Genomic DNA, 15704 nt, shown 5'->3' with positions numbered 1-15704 from the left:
AAGAGGGAGAAGACCTCACTTCATCGGGCACTTGTCGTGGAAGCGGTCCTGGTCATCGGTGACGATGGTGGCGACGGTTTTCAGCGAAAGCTCGCCACCGGCGCCTTTCACTACGTCCTGCAGATAGAAATTCTGGATCGGGATGTGGTTGTTGCCGTACTTGAACGCGCCGCGCAGCGACTTGAAGTTGGCCTTCTCCATCTCGGCCTTCATCGCATCCTTCTTCGACGTGTCGCCGCCGGCGGCGACCACCGCGCTGTTGATGAGCTGCGCGGCGTCATAGGCCTGCGCGCCGTAATAGGTCGGGCGGAGACCGGTGTACTTGTTGCGATAGTCGGCGACGAAGCGCTTGTTCTGCTCGTTGGGGAGATCGTTGACCCACTCCTGCGCGCCGGGAACGCCGAGCGCATTCTCCTTCTGGAGCGGCAGCGACAGCTCGTCGATGGTGAAGGCGGTGTAGAGCGGCATCGTGCTCTTCAGGCCAGCCTGCGCGTATTGGTTGAGGAACTGCACACCGGCGGCGCCCGGATAGAACACGAAGATCGATTCGGCTCCGGAGGCGCGCGCCTTGGAGAGCTCGGCGGAGAAATCGAGCTGGCTCGGCCAGACCGTGTATTCCTCGCCCTTGATCTCGCCCTTGAACGTGCTCTTGAGACCCGCGAGCATGTCCTTGCCGGCGGCATAGTTCGGGCCGATCAGGAACACGCTCTTGACGCCGTTCGAGTTCATGTAAAGGCCCACGGCGGCGGGCGTCTGGTCGTTCTGCCACGAGGTCGAGAAAACGTATTTCGAGCACAACTCGCCCGCGAGCTGCGACGGACCGGCATTGGCCGAGATCATGAAGGTCTGCGAGTCCACCGCGGTCTTGAGCGAGGCGAGCAGCACGTTCGACCAGATATAGCCGACGAGGAAATCGACCTTGTCGGACTGCACCAGCTTCTCGGTCTTCTGCTTGCCGACATCGGGCTTCTGGCCGTCGTCCTCGTAGATCACCTCGACCGGCTTGCCGCCCATCTTGCGCCCGAGATGATCGAGCGCGAGCTCGAACGAGTTGCGCATGTCGTTGCCGATCACGGCGGTCGGGCCGCTGAAGGTCGAGACGAAACCGATCTTGATGGTGTCGCCGGCGAATGCCGGGCTCGCCAGCACCAGCGCCGCTGCGCCCGCCAGCCAGAATGCCGTCCTCATAACAACTCCCCTCCCTATTATGGATCCCGGAAACGGGGTGATCGCCGCTCCCGGGTCTGTCTCTATTGAACGCAAAATCTGTCGCGCCGCCAATGGGTCAGCGCCCGCCTCTGCACCATATTTCGCCCTAAACGGGGATGGCAAGAAATATAATTCTACTTACTTCGTTCAAGCCTGCGGCGCTTTTGCGCGGCGAATATCGATACGCCAAGCCTATTCCGTCATTGATGACGGCTATTGGACCACGGCACCCAATCCGCACTTAAATAAGTGAGTGAAGCAGCGAGATTCGAGGATGCATCATGGCCGCAAATCCCCATCGCGTCGTCATCGTCGGGGCCGGCTTCGGCGGACTGGAGACGACCTACCGGCTCGCAGGGGCGCCGGTCGAGATCACCCTGATCGACCGCCGCAACCATCATCTATTTCAGCCGCTGCTCTACCAGGTTGCGACCGCCTCCCTCGCCACCAGCGAGATCGCCTGGCCGATCCGCCATCTCATGCGCGACCGGCGCGAGGTCACGACGCTATTTGCGACCGTCAGTGGCGTCGACACGGACAGGCGCCGCGTCCTGATCGACGACGGCAGCGAGGTGCCGTACGACACGCTGGTGCTCGCCACCGGCGCGCGTCACGCTTATTTCGGTCATGACGAGTGGGAGACGTGGGCGCCAGGCCTGAAGACGCTGGAGGACGCAACCACGCTGCGTCGTCACATCCTGGTGGCATTCGAGCGCGCCGAACGCGAGACTGATCCAGCGCGGCGCGCCGCCCGGCTGACCTTCGTCATTGTCGGCGCCGGCCCCACGGGCGTCGAGCTCGCCGGCACCATCGCCGAGATGGCGCATCACACGCTGCCCGCCGACTTCCGCAACATCGACACCCACAAAGCGCGCGTGGTGCTGATCGAGGCCGGCCCGCGCGTGCTGGCGGGCTTCCCCGACGATCTCTCCGCCTATGCGCAGGCCTCGCTCGAAAAGATCGGCGTCGAGGTCGTGCTCGGCCAAGCCGTCACCGAGATCAACCGCGAGGGCGTCGTGTTCGGCGGCAAGTTGCTCGAGGCCAAGACGCGGATCTGGGCTGCCGGCGTGCGTGCCTCACCGGCCGCCGAATGGCTGGGCGCGCCAAGCGATCGCGCCGGGCGCGTGCAAGTGAACGACGATCTCAGCATTCCCGGCCATCCCGAGATTTTTGCGATCGGTGACACCGTGAGCATCAACGCCTGGGAGGGCAAGCCGGTCCCGGGCATCGCACCGGCCGCAAAGCAGCAGGGCCGCCACGTCGCCGAGACCATCAGGGCGCGGCTGCGCGGTGAGAGCAAGGGTCCATTCCGTTACAAGCACGCCGGCAGCCTCGCGCAGATCGGCAAGCGGCTCGCGGTGATCGATTTCGGCAAGGTGAAATTGCGCGGAACGATCGCATGGTGGATCTGGGGCATCGCCCACATCTACTTCCTGATCGGCCTCCGGCACCGTCTCAGCGTCGCGCTGAGCTGGCTGTGGATCTATGCGAGAGACCAGCGGGCCGCGCGATTGATCACGCAGGGCAGCAGCAAGGTGGTGGGATGACAGTCACCCTCACCTCCCGGACGCGGCGCGGCATTGATGTCGCGACGCTGCGTCCGGGGCACGACGATGCCGATGCCGCGACGCGCTACGGCGTCTTGCAGACGAAATTCGCGGCGTCCTCGCTGTCGCCCTGCCCGGAATACGCCGCGTAGCTCGGATACGGGCACAGCGGCCGCGTGCGCCCCGGGCTCCAGGACGCGGGGACTTCCTTGTTGGCGGGACTGGCAGACGCGATGATGCGCTCGGGTGCCTTGCCCTTCTCCACCCAGTCGGTCAGTGCGGTGAGTGCATCGAACTTGTCGAGGGTGACGCCGCCGCCACAATGCGTTTCGCCGGGTATCGTGAACAGGCGCGCGACGCTGTCGGCGTGCCCCTGCAGGTTCTTGTTCAACCGGTCGTACCAGCGGATGGTGTCGTTCACCGAGAACACCGGATCGGCCTGACCATGATAGACCAGCATCTTGCCGCCGGACTTCTGCAGCGATGCGAGCTGGGGATCATCGACGTCGGGCGGCGTCATGAAGTCCATGGCCGATTCCGTGAAGGTCGCGTCCTTGGCGAAAATCTTCGGCGCGTCCTTGTCGAAGTCATAGGCCTTCAATGCCTCAACCAGCTTCTCGTTGCTGCCTTCGACCGCGACCGGCGGCGTCGAGAAGATGTAGTTCAGCGACGCTGCGCCCATGGTGGCGATGATCGGATAATTGTTCCAGGGCGCGATGGGGCTCTCGACCTTCCAGGTGCGCCAATTGCCGGTGCCGATTCCGCCATCGAGGGGCCAGTTTGAGTAGAGCGCCTCACCTTTCGAATTCTTCGGTCCAGCGAGGCTCGTCTTCAGGGCATCGACCTTGGCTTCGGACAAACAGGCGCTGTTCTGCCCCGGCGCACAGATCAGGCTCTTGAGGTCGAACGCCTTCTGACAGGCGGCGAGATTGGCCGTCAGTCCGTCCTTGACGCCATCGAGCCCATCGCAGGCCTCCGTAATGCGCGAGGAAACGAGCTGAGCGTCCTCCTTGGTGATGGACTTGCGCAGATCGGGATCGACTTTCAGAAAGGCCTGCACGTCCCAGGCATGCTGGATCGCAGCGCGCGGCAGGTCGAAGCCCGGATTGCCGACGAGGAAGCCGTCGTAATTTTCCGGCATGCGCGACGCCGCCACCATGGCGTGACGCCCGCCGTTCGAGCATCCCGCCATATAGGAGCGATCCGGCTTGCGTCCGTAATGCACGGCAATGATTTGCTTTGCGACCGGTGACAGCGTCATGTCGGCGGCATAGCCATAGTCGCGGCGCGCCTGCGGATCGAGGCCGAACGCCGCGCCCGCAGTCAGGCCCAGCGACTTGTTCGCGGGGTCTGCGCCGGAATGGCCGCTGTCCGACGACAGCACGGCAAAGCCTCGCGCCAGGGGCACGGTGCCGCCGGATGACGCCCCGTCGGGCAGGCTGCCAAGAGCGGGCACGACCACGCCGTCATTTCCGCCATTCACCTGATGCAGGAAGCGGCCGTTCCACTCGGCCGGCAGCCGCATCTCGAACCCAATCGCGTAGGATTTCCCGTCGACCCCGGTGCGCTGGTTGGCAAGGCCCGTCACGATGCAATGCCTGGGGAGACCATTGGCCGCGTCTTGCGTTTTGGACCCGGTAATCTCAATGCCGGAAATGCCAAGCGACGCCGTGGTGACAGGCGAGCAGGCCTCGCCGTCGGCGCGAGCCAGCGCGGTCGATCCCAGAAGCGCGGCCAGCGCAGCGGATGATATCAAGCCAATCCTCACGACGGACCCTCCCTATTAGTTATATGTTATAATCATTACCTCCATTTCGTACTTTGGCAAGTGCTTGAGCTCGCGTCCGGGACGCACCGGCTCTGCCGCGCTATGGGGGACCAGCGTCGGGGCAGAAGACCTTCTACTTGACCAGCTCGCATCCGCCCTCCGCCAATGTGCGGAACGCCTGGTCGGCGGGAATCGTCGAGACCAGCTTGTAATAGTCGTAGGGATATTTCGACTCCTCCGGCTTCTTCACCTCGAACAAATACATCGGATGCACGACGCGGCCGTCCTGGCGGATCGCGGTGTCGCCGAACAGTTTGTCCCTGCCTTTGAATTTCTTCATCTCCGGCACGACATCCCTCGCATTGTCGCTGCCGGTGGCAGCGACCGCGTTGAGAAAAGCGAGCGTGGACGCATAAACGCCGGCCTGGTTGCCGCTCGGCATCTTGCCGTTCATGCCGGGGCGCCCGGCGAAGCGTTTTGCGAAGGCACGGGTGTCGTCGTTCATGTCCCAGTAGAAGGCCTCCATCAGCTGGAGGCCCTGCGCGACCTTGATGCCCATGCCGTGGATGTCGTTGATGAAGAGCAGGAACGCAACCAGCTTCTGGCCACCCTGCTGAACGCCGAACTCGGCCGCCTGCTTCACGGCGTTGATGGTGTCGCCGCCAGCGTTGGCAAGGCCGATCACCTCCGCTTTGGAATTCTGCGCCTGCAACAGGAAGGAGGCGAAGTCCGCCGTGCCGAGCGGATGCTTCGACGAGCCGAGCACCTTGCCGCCGTGGCTCTCGATATATTTCTGCGCTTCCGTCTCGATGCCTTTGCCGAGCGCGTAGTCGACTGTGAGGAAATACCAGTCCTTGCCGCCGCGCGACATCATCGCGGCTGCGGTGGTGTTGCCGGTCGCCCAGGTATCGTTGACCCATTGGATTGTATTGGGCGAGCAGGCCTTGCCGGTGAGATCGGCGCTTGCGGTCGAGGATGCCAGGAAGGTCATGCGGCTGCCGCGCAGCAGCGTGTTGATGGAAAGGCCGACGGCCGAGTTCGGCACGTCGACGATGGCATCGACGCCTTCGACGTCGAGCCATTTGCGCGCGATGGCATTGCCGACATCGGCCTTGTTCTGGTGGTCGGCATAGACGATCTCGACCTTGATGCCCTTACCGCCGCCGTTGAAATCCTCCGCCGCCATGCGCGCAGCCTCCACCGAGCCCATGCCATTGGTGTCCTGAAAAATTCCGGAGATGTCGTTGAGCACGCCGACGCGCACGACATTGTCGGAGATCTCGGCATTCGCCATGCCACTCACCAGGCTTGCCGCGAGCGCGAGCGTCCACCGCAGAACTTTCATCATTACCTCCCCTGTTTGATTTGCCCGCCGGTCGTTGCCGCCGCGGCTGGAATTTCAGACCTGGCGCTCCGGCAGCCTCAGCACGAGTCCGTCGAGCTCGGGCGTGATCTTGATCTGGCAGGACAGCCGACTGTTCGGCAGCCGCTCGGCCGCGGCGCCCTCGAGCAGCGCGTCCTCGTCCTCGGCCATCGCGGGCAGGCGCGCGACCCAGGCATCGTCGACATAGACGTGACAGGTCGCGCACATGGCGTTGCCGCCGCATTCGGCCAGGATGCCGTCGAGGCCGTGGCGGGTGGCTGCCTGCATGGCGCTTTCCCCGTCTGAGACCTCGACGCGCTCGGAATTGCTGTCGCGGTGGATGAAGCTGATCGTCGGCATCGGGGTTCCTTGTCAGGCCGGGGTGATGGTGACAGGCAGGCTGTCGAGCCCGCGCAGCGTGTTGTTGAAGCGGCGCTTCGGCTCGCCCGTGATCTCGATGGACGCGATGCGTCGCGCCAGGGCGGTCAGCATCACTTCGCCCTCGAGGCGCGCCACGAGCTGGCCGACGCACATGTGGATGCCCGAGCCAAAGCCGACATGCCCGGACGTGCGGCGGGTAATGTCGTAACTGTCAGGCCTCTCCCAGCGGCGCGGATCGCGGTTGGCCGCGGCAAGGAACATCAGCACCTTCTCGCCCTCGCCGATGCGCGCGCCCGACAGCTCGACCTCGCGCGTCGTGGTGCGGAAGAAGGTCTGCACCGGGCTTTCGAACCGGACGGCCTCCTCGAAGGCGTTGCGCGCCAGCGTGATATCACCGCGCAGGCGCTGCCATTGCTCCGGGAAGCGCGCGAGGCAATAGAGCGCGGCGCCGATGCCGTTGACCGTCGTGTCGAGGCCGGCCGACAGCAGCGAGCGCACCAGCAGCGGCGCCTCGGTCGCGGTGATCGCGCCTTCGTCGACCTGAGCATGGATGCAGGCACCGAAGCCGCCCGGCGCAAGATTCTCGCGCTGACACTGCTTGGCGACATAGGCCTGATGCGGTGCCGAGCGCGCGATCGCCTCCTGGCGCAGTTCATTGGGCGGGCCGAAGGCGTTGAATACGACGCTCGCATAGGGAATGAGATGCTCGCGTCCCTCGGGTTTCAGGCCGAGCGCATCGGGAAAGATCGAGAGCGGATAGGCTTCGGCGAGGTCGGCAACCGCATCGAAGCTGCGCTGCTCCAGCAGGACGTCGACGCGCTCCTCCGCCGCCGCCGCAAAGCGGTCACGCACCTGCTTCATCACACTCGGCGACAACACTTTCGACAGCACGGCGCGAGTACGGGTGTGCGCGGGCGGATCGGCCTCAAGAATCAGGCTTGGCGGTCGCCACGGCGTCTCCTTCTTGAAGTCGGACAGGCCGACGCCGCGACTGGAGCAGAAGGTCGCGGGATCATTCAGCACGGCATGCACTTCCGCATAGCGTGCCACGCCATAGACGTTCCATTGGTCGAGATAGACCACCGGCCCCGCCTCGCGCAGTCGCTCGTGGCTTGGATAGGGGTCAGCGAAAAAGTCCATGGCGAACGGATCGACGTCGAGATGCGGGACGCCTGATGCGGCCGAGCCGGATGCGCTCATTGGACACCTCCCTCATTTTGATCTTGTGAAAGGACGGCGCTTGCCTTTAGGTCTGCGGACACGCCGCGAGTCACAAGGCCGATATGCCACCGTCTTCGACCAAAGCCCGTCAGAAACCCGCACCTGCCGAGAGCGGGCCGACGCTTGACCTCGACCGGTACGTTCCGGCCTTCATCACCTTCATCGCCAACAAGCTTTCGAACAGCGCGACCGCATTTTATCAGCGGGAATTCGGCGTCAACGTCACGGAATGGCGGATCATGTCGCTGCTGGCAATCGAGCCCGGCATTCCCGCCTCGCGCATTTGCCAAGTCATCGGCTTCGACAAGGGCCCGGTGAGCCGAACGCTGGCAAGCTTGGAGAATCGCGGGCTGGTCTCGATCCGCACCGACCCCAACGATGGCCGCACCCATTCGATCGCGCTGACGACGAAAGGGCGCGCTACCCATGACAGGGTCATCGTGGCGGCGTTCGAGCGCGAGCGACGCCTGTTGTCCTGCCTCAGCAAGGACGAGCGCGAGGTGCTGATCGACCTGCTCCGCCGCCTGCACGAGAATCTCGACGCGGTGACCGGCAGCACAGACGCGTGACAGCTCGCGCACCGAGCGCGATCCGGCATCATCTCCTGACACGCACCTGCGTTTGCCGACGGCACCGTTCCTGCCGCGCATTGTTTCCTCCAAGATCAGACGCGGCGGTTCGCCCGCCGTCATTGCTGACTCGGAATGGTTCGCACATATTAGTTGCCGAGGCAACAAAATAATCATGCAGGATATTGCGGCAGGTTGGCTGGCGTAATCGAGCACCAGACCTCCTGTCCCGGACAAGGCGCGGCAACGACGCGCCGCAGAGCCGCGGCCCAGTAAGCCAAGCGAGCTAGATGCCGATCCACTCCGCCGACGAATCGTCGTTCAGTCGCTCCACCGCACCGGCGCGGCGCGTCAGCACGGCGCGCTGGTTGATGTAGCCCTTGTCGGTGATCTCGCCGCCGTCGACCGACGGCGGTTCGACGAGCAGCAGCGCACGCGTGGCGTGGCCGGAGGAGTTGCCGCTCTGCTGCTTCAGCTTTGCCAGGCCTTGCGCTATCGCGGTCCGGACCTTGTCATGCCCCAGCACATCATTCACGCTTGCTGTTTCGGACAGACCGGCGTGGGCGCGGCACGCGGCGATGTTCGGAAATACCAGGAACCGCACCTCGTCGCCGCCATGGCCGGTCACGACGATATCTTGCGCGAACGGCGCAAGTGCTGCGATGCCTGCGACACGCAGCGTCCCAACGCTGACCCAGGTGCCGGAATTGAGCTTGAAATCCTCCGCCACGCGGCCGTCAAAGAACAGGCCGCGCTCGGGCCGCTCGACATCGGCGAGCTTCACGGCATCGCCGATCAGATAGAAGCCCTCTTCGTCGAACGCCTGCTTGGTCAGCTCTGGCGCCTTCCAATAGCCCGGCGTCACGTTGGGACCGCGCACACGCACCTCCAGCTTGTCGCCGGAGGTGACGAGCTTCAGCTCGGTGCCGGGAATCGGCACGCCGATATTGCCGGAGCGGTCGGCGAGGAAATGACAATCGGTCGCCAACGGCGAGGTTTCGGTCGAGCCCCAGGCCGACACCATCGGCATCGCGCGGCCGACGGTCTCGACGGAGAGCTCTTCAAGAGCATCCCAGAGATTCTGCGGCAGCGCGGCGCCGGCATAGAAGGCGAATTTCACGTCGCTGAAGAAGCGGTGGCGCAGTTCCTCGTCAGCGCGTAGCGCCGCGATCAGCATGTCGAAGCCACGCGGCACGTTGAAGTAGACCGTCGGCATAACGCTTTTCAGATTGGCGAGCGATGTCGCGAACTGGCCGGGCGCCGGCTTGCCGCCATCGATATAGAGCGAGCCGCCGTTGCGCAGCACGAGGTTGAAATTGTGGTTGGCGCCAAAGGTGTGGCTCCACGGCAGCCAGTCGAGGATGACGAGGTCGTCGCCCCGCTCAAGGAACGTCCAGGTCTGCGCCTTGGCCTGCTGGCTGGAGGTCAGCATGCGCTGGGTGTTGATGACGGCCTTCGGCGTGCCTGTTGAACCCGAGGTGAACAGAAACTTTGCAACGGTGTCGGGCGTGACCGCGGCAAAGGCTGATGCGACCTCCGGCGCTTCCGGCGTTGCGGCAATGGTCCGGAATGCAAGCGCATCAGCATCGTCAGCATTGCCACTGATGATCTGCGCCTTGTGCAGCGGCTTGATCGCAGCGAGGGCCGCAGCAAACGGCTTGGTGCCGGACACATAGATCGCGCCGGGCTCAAGCAGCGCGATCATGCTTTTCAGCTTGTCGTAATCCCTTGATATCAGCGAATAAGCCGGTGAGATCGCGGCTGAAGGTACGCCGACATGCTGTGCGGCAAGCGCGAGCAGCGCGTGGTCGATGCTGTTGTCCGAGAGAATGACAACCGGGTGTTCCGCGCTGAGCCGGTGCGCCAGGATCCAGGACGCCGCTGCGCGCACCCGCCGCAAGGCTCCTGCGTAAGTCACAGTCGCCCAGGGCGTGTCGGCGCTATCGCGCTCGGCGAGGAAGACCTTGTCCGGCGCTTGCCGTGCCCATTGCTCCAGCCAATCGCCGACGCAGCGCGCGCTGTCGCGCAAAGGCTCGGGAGAGCGCAGCACGATGCTGCCGTCCGTGCGATGCTCCGCGACGGTCCTGGGCGTTGCGAACAGGCTCGAAGCCTCACCGCGGGTGGCGGTCATCATGATTTCCTCCTCGCCCCCGGACGCCCGGATCGGCCGCAGCCTCGTTCCGGGCCGCCTTGGCCATAATGTTGGGCAGGACAATTGTTGTCGTCAACAACAATCTTCCGCTTCGGACCTCGAGTCGCTAAGGTCGCCCAACAGGAGAAGCGATGTGACAACCACCGCAACCCGAACTTCCCCGCGCAAACGAAAAAGCAACGGCCTGAGGCCGCAGATCGACGCGGACGAGATTGGCCTCGACGCGCTGGTCGGGCATGCCGGCTACGCGGTGCGGCGCTTCCAGATCTGGATCTTCCAGGACTTCATCAGGACGCTCAGCGAGGTCGACATCAGGCCCACGCAATATTCGGTGCTGACCGTAATCGGCGCCAATCCGGGCCTGTCGCAGATGGCGGTGGCAAAACGCCTTGGCATCGAGCGCGCCCGGCTGGTGCATCTGCTCGACAGCCTGGAGCAGCGCAAGCTGGTGAAGCGGATCAAGTCGAAGGCCGACCGGCGCTCGCACGCGCTTCACCTCACCGCGCAGGGCGAGACGGCGCTTGCCAAGTTCAAGCGGCTGGCTGCCGAGCACGAGCGGCATGTCGAAGACAAGATTGGTAAGGCGAACCGGGAGCGCCTGCTTCAGATCCTTGCTGGCTTCAGCTGATCCGAGCTGCCCATGATTTGGGCAAATGCCCAGGACAGGGCTCTGATCCGGCCGCCTGCTCGCCGGTCAGTGCATCGCCCAAGGCACTGATCTTGCGATAGTATCCGCGGCACCGCGCCTGCCCGGATAATGTACACAATGGCACATCGCTTGCTTCAATGCGGGTGAGACACGTTGCCGGAGTTTTATCGCCATGGGGGCTGAGCAGCCTGAAACGATCGCTGCGATCGTAGCCGCGCATCGCGCGGGTACGGTGACGCCGGCGCAGACGGTCGCGCGGACCTACCAGCGCATCCGAGACCACAACGATCCAGCCATCTTCATCAGCCTGCGCGACGAGAGGGACGCGATCGCGGAAGCCGAGAAGCTCGCCGAAAAGGATGCGGCGAGCCTGCCGCTCTATGGCGTACCGGTTGCGGTGAAAGACAATATCGACGCGCTGGGCTTTGCGACCACGGCGGCCTGCCCGGCTTTCTCCTACATGCCGATGCACGACTCGACCGCGGTCGAGCGGCTGCGCGCGGCCGGCGCGATCATCATCGGCAAGACCAATCTCGACCAGTTCGCTACCGGTCTCGTCGGCGTCCGGTCACCCTATGGCATTCCCAAAAATTCGCTTCGCGAGGATCTCATTCCCGGCGGCTCCAGCTCGGGCTCCGCGGTGGCGGTCGGTGCGGGCCTGGTGCCGCTGTCGCTCGGCACCGACACCGCCGGCTCAGGCCGCGTGCCGGCGATGCTCAACAACATCGTCGGGCTGAAGCCGAGCCTCGGCATGATCTCGACCGCTGGCCTCGTGCCGGCCTGCCGCACGCTCGATTGCATCTCGGTGTTTGCGCTGACGGTGGACGACGCCGCGCTCGCGCTCTCCGTGATGGCAGGCCCGGACCAGGCCGATCCATTCTCGCGCGACCGGCCGCTGGGTGCAACCACGCCGTTCCCGACGAATCTGCGCCTCGGCGTGCCGCGCGATGGACAGCTGATCTTCTTCGGCGACAAGAATTCGGAGGCCGATTACGGCGAAGCCCTGAAGCGCTGGACCGCGCTGGGCGCCACGCTGGTCGAGTTCGACCTCGAGCCGTTGTACGAGACGGCGCGGCTGCTCTATGAAGGACCCTGGGTCGCCGAGCGCTACCTCGTGATCAAGAATCTCTTGGCCTCGGCCCCTGATGCGATTCATCCCATCACGCGCGAGATCACCGCGGCTGGCGCGCGGCTGACGGCGGCCGAAACCTTCTCCGCGCTTTATCGCCTCCAGGGGCTGCGCAAGATCGCCGAACGGACGTTCGCGAATGTCGACGCGCTGGTGCTGCCGACGGCACCGACGACCTACACGACAGCGCAGGTGCTGGCCAATCCGATCGAGCTCAACAGCCGGCTCGGCACCTACACCAATTTCGTCAACCTGCTCGATCTCTGCGGCCTCGCGGTGCCGGCCTCGATGCGCGCGGACGGCATTCCGTTCGGCATCACGCTGCTGGCGCCGGCGGGACGCGACGCGATGCTTGCGAGTCTAGGCCGCGTGTTCCATGCGGATACCGGGCTGACGCTTGGCGCGAAGGGCGTGGTGCAAGCACCGCCCGTGACACCTCCCGCAAGCAGCAGCGACGACATCCCGATCGCCGTGGTCGGCGCCCATCTCTCCGGGATGGCGCTGAACAGCGAATTGAAGGCGCTGAACGCAACGCTGATCGAGGCAGCAAGGACCGCACCGGACTACAAGCTCTATGCGCTGAAAACCACGCCGCCGAAGCCGGGCCTGCTGCGCGTTGAAGCGGGCAACGGCGCATCGATCGAGCTGGAGATCTGGTCGCTGTCGGCGGCGGCGTTCGGCAAGTTCGTCAACGCGATTCCTGCACCGATGGCGATCGGGACAATCAGGCTCGCAGATGGCCGCGACGTGAAGGGCTTTATCGTCGAGCCGGAGGTGCTGAGCCAGGCGCGCGACATCACGGCGTATGGTGGTTGGCGGAAGTATATGGCTGAAGTCGCAAAGACGTAAACAATCTCGTGTCCCGGGGCGCAGTGCATCACGCAGTGATGCGCTGCTGAACCGGGACCCATGAAGCGACTTGCGGAATGGATAGATGGGTCCCGGCGCTGCGGAGCAGCGCTGCGCGTGCACCGCGTCCGGGACACACGTGTAGCCTCACACCGACACCGCGTAGATCTCGTATTCCCCGCGCACCAGCTCGATATGCGCGCGCATCGCGGCGGCGGCGCCCTGCTTGTCACCGCGCATGATGGCGACGACGACGCGGTCGTGCTCGGCTTGCGACTTGGCGAGACGGCCGAGATTGCGAAACTGGGCGCGGCGGAACGGTTGCACGCGCACGCGGGTCGCCAGCGTGATCTCGGCGATGTAGCCGTTCTGCGATCCCGCATAGATCGCATTGTGGAAGCGCTCGTTGACCTCGTGGAAGCGATCGGGATTGCCGGCGTAGCTGAGAACGCGCAGCTCTTCGTGGATCGCTTCGAGCCCGTGACGCTCCGCCGCAGACATGCGTTCGGCGGCAAGGCCTGCGCACAGCGCTTCCAGCTCCGCCATCGCCTCGAACATGCCTGTCAGCCGCTCGATCGACGGTTGCGCCACCACCGCGCCGCGATGGGGGCGCGCCTCGACCAGGCCGCTCGCGACCAATTGGCGCAGCGCTTCGCGCACCGGCGTGCGTGAGACGCTGAAGCGCCGCGCGATCTCGGTCTCGTCCAGCGGCGCGCCCGGTGCGAGAGCTCCGCGCACGATCTCGTCGGCAAGCTGAAGACGCAGCTCCTCGGCACGCGTGATCTTCTGCACCGATGGCGAAGCACGGTCGACGCGGGGCACCACCGGCTCAGCCGGCAGGGTCCCGGACGGAAAATCATCAAGCGACATGCAGTCAGATCTCTTTCGGCTCGTCGATGATGCTGACATGGGCAGCGACGACGCGCCAGCCCTCCGGGAAGCGAATCCAGGTCTGCATCTGTCGGCCGACCTTGCCGGGTGCCGTATCGCGGTAGAACAGCGTGGAGGCGACCGCCGTGTCGCGGCCATAGCTCGAGATCACCGTCTTGGCCGTGCGCCTGATGAGACCGACCGGCGAGCGGCCGGCGCGGAAGCCGGAGATCGCCTCATAGCCATAAAGATTCTCGCCGATGCCGTAGCGCAGCGTACGGGGATCGTTGCGGAAGAGCTCGCCGAGCACGGCGACGTCGTTGCTGATGAGGGCCTGCTCATAGCGCTCGAACGCGGCTTTGACTTCCGCGATCACGTCGGGGAGATCGATCTCCATCTCGAATTCCTCTTAAAGTCCCCTTGGGCTGGGCGCGGCGACGACACCCATCTTTTCCAATGCGTAGGCGACGCGGAGCGCAATGTCCTCGCGCCAGGGTGCTGCTATGATCTGCACACCGATCGGCAGCGGCTCGAGCGGCACCGGCACCGCGACCACGGGCAGGCCGACGAACGAGATCGGCTGGGTGTGGATACCGATATTGGCACGCAACGGCAGCTCGACGCCGTCGAGATTGAAATTCACCTGGCCGAGCTTTGGCGCGGTGCATGGTGTTGCGGGCGCGATCAGCACGTCGACGGATTTGAATATCTCGGCGAGCTGCGCGCGATACCAGCGGCGAAATTTCTGCGCGCGGTCGACCAGTGCGGCCGGCACCATGGCGCCGGCGATCAGCCGGTCGCGCACGGCGGGATCAAAATCGTTCGGGCGCTTGCGCAGTCGATCGAGATGCAGCGAGGCACCTTCAGTGGTGGTGATGACGTAAGCGGCTGCGCGAGCCCGCGAGGCTTCGGGCACGTCGACGACCTTGGTCGCGCCAAGCGCCTTGGCGACACGACTGACGGCTTCGACAGCTTCGGGAAACACGTTCTTCTGAAAGTGACCGTCTGCGATCGCGATGCGCAGATCCGAGATCGGATTGGCGATCAGCGGCAGCGTCGGCTCGAGGCCGCGCGTGGTGCAGGCAGCATCGTCGGTATCGGGCCCCTGCATCGCGTCATAGGCGAGCGCGAGATCGGTGACATCGCGTGCGAACGGCCCGAGATGATCGAGGCTCGCCACGAACGGGAACGAGCGTGCCCGTGACAGCCGGCCATAGGTCGGCTTCAAACCAAAAATGCCGCAGAACGAGGAGGGCACGCGGATAGAGCCGTTGGTGTCCGAGCCGAGCGCAATCGGAACCAGCGCGCCGCCGACGGCGCTGCCTGAGCCGCCGGAGGAGCCGCCGGTCATCCGCGTCGTATCATGCGGATTGCGCGAGGGGCCGTCGTGAACGTTCTCGCCTGTGAAATCGTAGGCGTATTCGCCCATGTTGAGTGCGCCGACGAGAACGGCCCCGGCTAACTCCATGCGCTCAATCAACGTGGCGTCGCGCATGGCGGGCGCGAGGTCGCGGTTTATCTTCGAACCGGCGCGGGTCGGCAGACCCGCAACGTCGAACAGATTCTTCACCGCGAAGGGCACGCCGGCGAGCGGGCCGACGGTCTTGCCGGCGGCGATGTCGGCATCGATGGCGCGCGCTTTCGCACGGGCACGATCGGCGGTAACATCGGTGAAGGAATTAAGGATGGTGTCGTGTTGCTTGATGCGCGCGAGCGCGGCCTCGGTGGCATCGAGCGCGGACATCTTGCCCCCGCTCACCGCTTTCGCGATGTCGGCGGCCGTCATCTCAGGCTTGCTGGTCATGGCAGCATCAGGCCGTGAAGATCGGCGCCGGCTCGGTCTCGTCCGGCAGCGCGAATTCGTCGACCAGGCGGGCGAGCCGCAGCGAGACTTCGAGATTGGCGCGCACCGCGGGCCGCCAGGCGTCCTCGACCGGCAGCGCCAGCGCTTTCGATACGGCGTCGATATAATCGTCCAGCGGTTCGGCCATCACGCT

General features: G+C 64.7%; 14 protein-coding genes. 4 read left to right on the top strand and 10 right to left on the bottom strand.

Annotation, left to right across the window (positions count from 1 at the left end; genetic code table 11):
* Window positions 1–15: 15 nt before the first annotated feature.
* Window positions 16–1188, bottom strand: a complete 1173-nt coding sequence (locus tag IF809_RS04710; RefSeq protein WP_462836958.1) for an ABC transporter substrate-binding protein — start codon at window positions 1186–1188, stop codon at window positions 16–18.
* A gap of 302 nt (window positions 1189–1490) precedes the next feature.
* On the opposite strand from IF809_RS04710, the gene IF809_RS04705 reads away from it, so the two are divergent.
* Window positions 1491–2756: an NAD(P)/FAD-dependent oxidoreductase gene (locus IF809_RS04705; RefSeq protein ID WP_462836957.1), complete on the top strand. Its 1266-nt coding sequence runs from the start codon at window positions 1491–1493 to the stop codon at window positions 2754–2756.
* A gap of 85 nt (window positions 2757–2841) precedes the next feature.
* Here IF809_RS04705 and IF809_RS04700 read toward each other — a convergent pair whose 3' ends face one another.
* The 4 genes from IF809_RS04700 to IF809_RS04685 all read right to left on the bottom strand — a co-directional run bounded on the left by IF809_RS04700 (window position 2842) and on the right by IF809_RS04685 (window position 7468).
* On the bottom strand, window positions 2842–4512 hold the full coding sequence (locus IF809_RS04700; protein WP_244659474.1) for a tannase/feruloyl esterase family alpha/beta hydrolase: 1671 nt from the start codon (window positions 4510–4512) through the stop codon (window positions 2842–2844).
* Between the two features lie 145 nt (window positions 4513–4657).
* Window positions 4658–5869 carry an ABC transporter substrate-binding protein gene (locus IF809_RS04695; protein ID WP_128969515.1) on the bottom strand — a complete coding sequence of 404 codons (1212 nt, stop codon included), beginning with the start codon at window positions 5867–5869 and terminating at the stop codon, window positions 4658–4660.
* Between the two features lie 54 nt (window positions 5870–5923).
* A complete protein-coding gene (locus IF809_RS04690; RefSeq protein WP_453980973.1) occupies window positions 5924–6247 on the bottom strand; it encodes a 2Fe-2S iron-sulfur cluster-binding protein in 324 nt (107 codons plus the stop codon).
* 12 nt (window positions 6248–6259) lie between these two features.
* Window positions 6260–7468 (bottom strand): cytochrome P450, encoded by a 1209-nt coding sequence (locus IF809_RS04685; protein WP_462836956.1) that lies wholly within the window; start codon window positions 7466–7468, stop codon window positions 6260–6262.
* A gap of 83 nt (window positions 7469–7551) precedes the next feature.
* Here IF809_RS04685 and IF809_RS04680 point away from each other — a divergent pair, with 83 nt between their 5' ends.
* On the top strand, window positions 7552–8058 hold the full coding sequence (locus IF809_RS04680; protein WP_128968918.1) for a MarR family winged helix-turn-helix transcriptional regulator: 507 nt from the start codon (window positions 7552–7554) through the stop codon (window positions 8056–8058).
* A gap of 286 nt (window positions 8059–8344) precedes the next feature.
* On the opposite strand, the gene IF809_RS04675 is transcribed toward IF809_RS04680, so the two are convergent.
* The gene (locus IF809_RS04675) at window positions 8345–10192 is read right to left on the bottom strand and encodes a feruloyl-CoA synthase (protein ID WP_462836955.1); all 1848 of its coding nucleotides are present in this window, start codon (window positions 10190–10192) and stop codon (window positions 8345–8347) included.
* Between the two features lie 151 nt (window positions 10193–10343).
* Between IF809_RS04675 and IF809_RS04670 the strand changes: the two genes are divergently transcribed.
* A complete protein-coding gene (locus tag IF809_RS04670) occupies window positions 10344–10838 on the top strand; it encodes a MarR family winged helix-turn-helix transcriptional regulator (protein ID WP_128968920.1) in 495 nt (164 codons plus the stop codon).
* Between the two features lie 193 nt (window positions 10839–11031).
* Window positions 11032–12837 (top strand): allophanate hydrolase, encoded by a 1806-nt coding sequence (atzF, locus tag IF809_RS04665; RefSeq protein WP_462836954.1) that lies wholly within the window; start codon window positions 11032–11034, stop codon window positions 12835–12837.
* Window positions 12838–12984: 147 nt separating this feature from the next.
* Here atzF and IF809_RS04660 read toward each other — a convergent pair whose 3' ends face one another.
* Genes IF809_RS04660 through IF809_RS04645 form a run of 4 tightly spaced genes read right to left on the bottom strand, consistent with a single transcriptional unit; the run spans window position 12985 to window position 15698 of the window.
* Complete coding sequence (locus IF809_RS04660; protein WP_164938941.1) at window positions 12985–13707, bottom strand: GntR family transcriptional regulator; 723 nt, start codon at window positions 13705–13707, stop codon at window positions 12985–12987.
* A 4-nt stretch (window positions 13708–13711) separates the two neighbouring features.
* Window positions 13712–14104 (bottom strand): oxalurate catabolism protein HpxZ, encoded by a 393-nt coding sequence (gene hpxZ, locus IF809_RS04655; RefSeq protein ID WP_128968923.1) that lies wholly within the window; start codon window positions 14102–14104, stop codon window positions 13712–13714.
* A 12-nt stretch (window positions 14105–14116) separates the two neighbouring features.
* Window positions 14117–15511 (bottom strand): AtzE family amidohydrolase, encoded by a 1395-nt coding sequence (locus IF809_RS04650; RefSeq protein ID WP_462836953.1) that lies wholly within the window; start codon window positions 15509–15511, stop codon window positions 14117–14119.
* 7 nt (window positions 15512–15518) lie between these two features.
* Window positions 15519–15698, bottom strand: a complete 180-nt coding sequence (locus tag IF809_RS04645) for a DUF4089 domain-containing protein (RefSeq protein WP_164938943.1) — start codon at window positions 15696–15698, stop codon at window positions 15519–15521.
* Window positions 15699–15704: the final 6 nt, after the last annotated feature.

This window comes from Bradyrhizobium sp. UFLA06-24, assembly GCF_054967145.1.
This window is presented reverse-complemented; position numbering and strand designations above follow the sequence as displayed.